At 31.9% G+C, this 4800-nt stretch carries 6 protein-coding genes; 4 read left to right on the top strand and 2 right to left on the bottom strand.

What is annotated here, in order from left to right; all coding sequences use genetic code 11:
- From RR643_RS11225 to RR643_RS11210, 4 genes are all read left to right on the top strand, one after another.
- The coding region (locus RR643_RS11225) for a septation ring formation regulator EzrA (RefSeq protein WP_332483269.1) at window positions 1-1517 on the top strand (1517 nt) is incomplete at its 5' end.
- Window positions 1498-2640, top strand: a complete 1143-nt coding sequence (locus RR643_RS11220; RefSeq protein WP_332469631.1) for a cysteine desulfurase family protein — start codon at window positions 1498-1500, stop codon at window positions 2638-2640. The genes RR643_RS11225 and RR643_RS11220, both read left to right, overlap by 20 nt.
- On the top strand, window positions 2627-3814 hold the full coding sequence (gene thiI, locus RR643_RS11215; protein ID WP_332469632.1) for a tRNA uracil 4-sulfurtransferase ThiI: 1188 nt from the start codon (window positions 2627-2629) through the stop codon (window positions 3812-3814). Before RR643_RS11220 ends, thiI begins: the two co-directional genes overlap by 14 nt.
- A 1-nt stretch (window position 3815) precedes the next feature.
- Window positions 3816-4046 carry a hypothetical protein gene (locus RR643_RS11210; RefSeq protein ID WP_332469633.1) on the top strand — a complete coding sequence of 77 codons (231 nt, stop codon included), beginning with the start codon at window positions 3816-3818 and terminating at the stop codon, window positions 4044-4046.
- 105 nt (window positions 4047-4151) lie between these two features.
- On the opposite strand, the gene RR643_RS11205 is transcribed toward RR643_RS11210, so the two are convergent.
- Both RR643_RS11205 and RR643_RS11200 read right to left on the bottom strand, forming a co-directional pair.
- The gene (locus RR643_RS11205) at window positions 4152-4370 is read right to left on the bottom strand and encodes a hypothetical protein (RefSeq protein ID WP_332469634.1); all 219 of its coding nucleotides are present in this window, start codon (window positions 4368-4370) and stop codon (window positions 4152-4154) included.
- On the bottom strand, window positions 4354-4632 hold the full coding sequence (locus tag RR643_RS11200) for a transposase (protein ID WP_332469635.1): 279 nt from the start codon (window positions 4630-4632) through the stop codon (window positions 4354-4356). The genes RR643_RS11205 and RR643_RS11200 overlap by 17 nt, the downstream gene beginning before the upstream one ends.
- Window positions 4633-4800 lie beyond the last annotated feature (168 nt).

Raw genomic sequence — 4800 nt, 5'->3', positions numbered from 1 at the left:
AAGATGTAATGCAAAGTGTTACAAATTGTAAAGATGATTTTGATTTAGTACAATCGAACTTAAAACAAATCTCTCAAATGCTTGCGGATACTGAAGATTATTTATTAATGAATAAGAATAAACAAGTTAAAGATGGTTTGGTTGACCTTGAAAGTATGTTGGTTTTAGGTGAAAAACAAGTTAGTGAGATGGATGCTTTCTTGGATACTATCCTTGAAAAAGAAACAGCACAACGTCAAGAAGTTACTGGATTCAAAGATAAATTTAGAGAATTAAAAGCTTTTGCTTTGGAGAATAGCTCATCATTATCATTTAGCTGGAACAAGATAGAAGAAGAAATTCAAGAAACTGAAAAAATGTTCTCATCATTTGAAGAATGGATGTATGCTTCAGAATTTGAAAAAGCAAGTGCTAAACTAGAAGAAATTAAAAAATCTATTATTAACTTAGAATTGTTAATTAATAATTTACCTGAACTATTAAAAGAAGCTAGAGGTGTATTACCTAACCTTGTGGATGAAGTTGCACGTAACAATGCACTTTTACAAAAGAAGGGTGTTTCGTTATTGCACTTAGAAGTTGAAAAGAACTTGATTGTCATTACTGATGCATTGAAGAATGATTTAGATAGTCTTCAAATGGGTGAATGTACGGGTATCAGTGAACATTTATTAAATTATAAGACAAGATTATTACAGCTTAATGATCAAATTTCTAAAGAGGGTGCTGCATTTGATGACTTACAAAATGCAATTAACGATGTTGAAAGTACAACAACTAAAGCACAAGAAGCAATTCGATTTATCAATGAAACTTTAGAAAAATTAGGTAGTCGATTTGGTTGGGGTGATTTAAAAGACCAAGTAAATGAACAAGAAGTTAAATTCAATGAATTAGTTGAAAAGAAGAATCAAGTTGTTGGAAATGTAAAACAATTGGATTCATCTTCAGTTGAAAATTTATATCTATTAAAAGAATTATTACAAGATATTAGTGCGTGTCATGATGAAATCATGAAAATCAAAGAAGTAATGGATAATGCACATAGTGATGAAGAAAGAGCGAAGAAACAATTACTTAAACTTCAACTTATTATGAATGAAATGCAAGTGAAAATTCGCAAGAACCGCTTGCCTGCAATTTCAGATACATATAATTCGGACTTAGAAAAAGCATTTGATTATGTACGTAGTATTGAAAACTTAATTGATGAGACACCATTAAATGTTCAACTACTAAATGCGACACTAAAAGATGCGATAGATTTCGTTTATAAATTATATAACAATGTAAACAATGTCGTTGGTATGGCTGTTATGGTTGAAAATACAATTGTATTTGGTAATAAATATCGTTCTACATATTCTGATATTGATTCGGAATTAACACGTGCAGAATTGTGCTTTAGAAATGGCGAGTACACTCAAGCTCTTACTATTGCGATAGCGACAATCGAAAAGATTCACCCAGGTACATATGAAACATTGATCAAGGAGAATGCGAAGAGTGCAGCATAAGATATACTTTGATAATGCAAGTACAACAGCATTACATCCAGAGGTTTATGAAACGTATTGTAAATTATTGAAAACTAGTTTTTACAATAGTGATGCGTTATATGATGCATCTGTAGAAATACAACAAATGATAGAAAAAAGTCGTCTGGCAATTGCAGACACTTTTTGTGTTATGAATAGTGAAATAATTTTTACAAGTGGTGCAAGTGAAGCTAATAATATGGCAATTAAAGGTATTGCTTTTGCATCAAAGAAGAAACATATTATTACAACACAAATAGAACATTCAAGTGTTTATAAAACCTGTAAAGAATTAGAAGAGTATTTTGGATATGAAGTTACCTACTTACCTGTAAATGAGTTTGGGTGTATTGAGGCAAAAGCAGTTAAAGAGGCATTAAGAGAAGATACGGTTCTAGTATCCATTATGTATGTGAATAACGAGGTAGGATCTATTCAACCAATTGAAGAAATCAAAGAAATTGTAAAGAAAGAATCACATGCTTTCTTCCATGTAGATGGGGTACAAGCATTAGGTAAGATTGATATTAATACTAAAGATATAGATTGTATGAGTTTCAGTGCTCATAAGATTGAAGGATTAAAGGGAAGTGGTATTCTCATTAAGAAACATCATGTTCCAATGATTCCATTAATTTGTGGTGGTCAACAAGAATTTGGTTTGCGTGGAGGAACAAGCAATGCGGTAGTTCAAATCTTGTTTGCTAAGACATTACGTTTAGCGCTAGAAAATCAAAAGAAATACCATCAACAAATTAAAAATCTGAGACAAAAATTAGTCAGTGAACTACAACTAATCGATGGGTTAGTGATGAATAGTCCTGAAGAGGGTGTTATGAATATCATTAATTTTTCATATCCACTTATACCAAGTGAAGTGATGATGAATGCCTTAAATTCAAAAGGAATATGTGTATCTGCACAAAGTACTTGTGCTAGTAAGCAAGGGCAACCATCACGAGTATTAAAGGCTATGGGATATGACAATGATCGTGCGAATAGTTGCATTCGTGTAAGTTTGTCTTATCACAATACAGAAGAAGAAGTAAATGAGTTTATTAGAATATTGAAAGAGAGTTGTGCTAAATATGGTCGTGTATGATACAATCCTGATTCGTTATGGCGAATTATCAACAAAAGGTAAAAATAGAAAAGATTTTATTAATCGTTTATCAAGAAATATTCAACGTGTTTTAGAAGATTGTCCAAATTTAAAATACAATAATACTTATGATCGTATTTATATTAAATTAAATGGTACAGATCCATTTCCTTTAACTGAACGTATTAGTAAGGTATTTGGAATTAGTTCATTCTCATTAACACAAAAAGTTGAAATCAACATTGAAGCAATTGAAAATGCTTGTTTAGCAATTGCACAAGAGACACCTACAGGAACTTTTAAAGTTGTAGCTCATCGTAGTGATAAAACATTCGAAATGAGTAGTGATGAAATCAACCGTGCTGTTGCAACCGTTGTTCTTAAAAATACAGAACATAAAGTAAATGTAAAAACACCAGATTTTAAATTGCATGTTGAAGTGCGTGCAGATTTTGTATATATCACAAGTAAAATTTATCCTGCTGCTGGTGGTTATCCAGTGGGTGCTAATGGTAAAGCGATGTTGCTTTTATCGGGAGGAATTGATTCTCCAGTTGCAGCATATTATGTTATGAAAAGAGGAGTAGAAATTGAAGCGATTCATTTCTCATCACCTCCATATACATCAACAAGTGCAAAGGAAAAAGTATTGGAACTGGCAAGACTTGTTGCAGGTTATCAAGGAAGAGTTAAAGTGCATGTAGTGCCCTTTACAGACCTTCAGTTAGCGATATACAAACATTGTAATGAATCTTATGCAATTACAATTATGCGTCGTATGATGGTTAGAATCGCAGAAAGAGTTGCACGTACAAATCACTGTCTTGCCTTAGCAACAGGAGAAAGTTTAGGACAAGTAGCATCACAAACATTAGAAAGTATGGGATGTATCAATGATGTTGTAAAGTTACCAATTATTCGTCCTGTTGTTACTTTTGATAAATTAGAAATCATTGCGAAAGCGAAAGAAATAGGAACATATGAAACATCTATTCTCCCATATGAAGATTGTTGTACAATATTTACTCCAAAAAACCCAGTTACAAAGCCTTTGATCAAAAGAGCTGAAGAATATGAAGCGCTATTCGACTTTGAAAGTTTGATAGAAGAGTGTATACTTAATACAGAGTGTATTGTAGTGAAACCGATCAAAGAAAAGGAGAGTTATTTGTAATATGGCAAAAACTATTAATCTTCCCGAATATGTTGAACTAAAAAATGTTGTAGATAATCGTGATGAATTAAGATTTATTGTAGCTACGAATGAATTTTTTGAAGTGATACAGAACTCAAACTTAAAACCAGAAAGAAAATTAGTAATTTATGATTTGATTTCTAAATTTAGTAATTGTCATCAACAAGAAAGAGCTAAATATTTAAAGAAAATTGGTAAATATATTAAGTAGAATAGGGAAACCTATTCTTTTTTTTATCTTTTAGGAAAGTTCTCCAAAGGAAAGAAAATAAAAAAACCACAGTAAAAAGTATGATTTTAATAAAGTGAAACAGAATTATTTAAATTTGGAAGAATTCATGGGATAAAGAGATTCAGCATTGCAACGAGGACAAACAATGTGAGGAATGTCATCGTTATCATCAAATTCCATCATTTCACAAACTTCATCAAAGCACCAAGAAGGCATACCTTCTACATAACCGCAAACAGAACATTTCATTTGAATATAGGTATCTTTTTCAATCGGGTCCGTCATATCAAGAAAAGGGTCCATTCATTTCACCTCCAATCGATGATGGAATGTAAGCATCTACAAAAATCATAGTTGTACCACAATCACAAAGCAAGGGGTCAACATTGAAAGTTGAGATTAAATCTCTGCGATAACCAATAGGTTCTCGTTTAGAACGATGATGAGATTTGGCAATCAAAGCAGAGAGGGTATCTTTATGAGAATGATTACACGTAGCATAGATACCACAATAACGAATCATTTTGAATTGAGATTCAGGGATATGAAGAAGAAGCTTTTTCATCTTTTAGGCAAGTTCACTACGATTAAAGTAAAGATACAGCGATGAACAGAGCACTTGTGATAAGGAATATGCGTGAAAGTTCAGCGAAAACAACTTGAATCATATTCAAGTTATGAAGAGTTTATGTTAGAATATATTCATACATGGAGGAGCTCATCATGAAAACAA

The sequence above is a fragment of the Anaerorhabdus sp. genome (genome assembly GCF_036637135.1).
Lineage (GTDB): Bacteria > Bacillota_I > Bacilli_A > Erysipelotrichales > Erysipelotrichaceae > Anaerorhabdus.
Note: the sequence above shows the minus strand (reverse complement) of the source record. Positions and strands in the feature narration are given on the sequence as shown.

Excerpts from the sequence above, each read along its gene's own strand:
- RR643_RS11220 (WP_332469631.1), top strand. The coding sequence starts at position 1,498 with ATGCGAAGAGTGCAGCATAAGATATACTTTGATAATGCAAGTACAACA.
- thiI (WP_332469632.1), top strand. The coding sequence starts at position 2,627 with ATGGTCGTGTATGATACAATCCTGATTCGTTATGGCGAATTATCAACA.
- RR643_RS11210 (WP_332469633.1), top strand. The coding sequence starts at position 3,816 with ATGGCAAAAACTATTAATCTTCCCGAATATGTTGAACTAAAAAATGTT.
- RR643_RS11205 (WP_332469634.1), bottom strand. The coding sequence starts at position 4,370 with ATGGACCCTTTTCTTGATATGACGGACCCGATTGAAAAAGATACCTAT.
- RR643_RS11200 (WP_332469635.1), bottom strand. The coding sequence starts at position 4,632 with ATGAAAAAGCTTCTTCTTCATATCCCTGAATCTCAATTCAAAATGATT.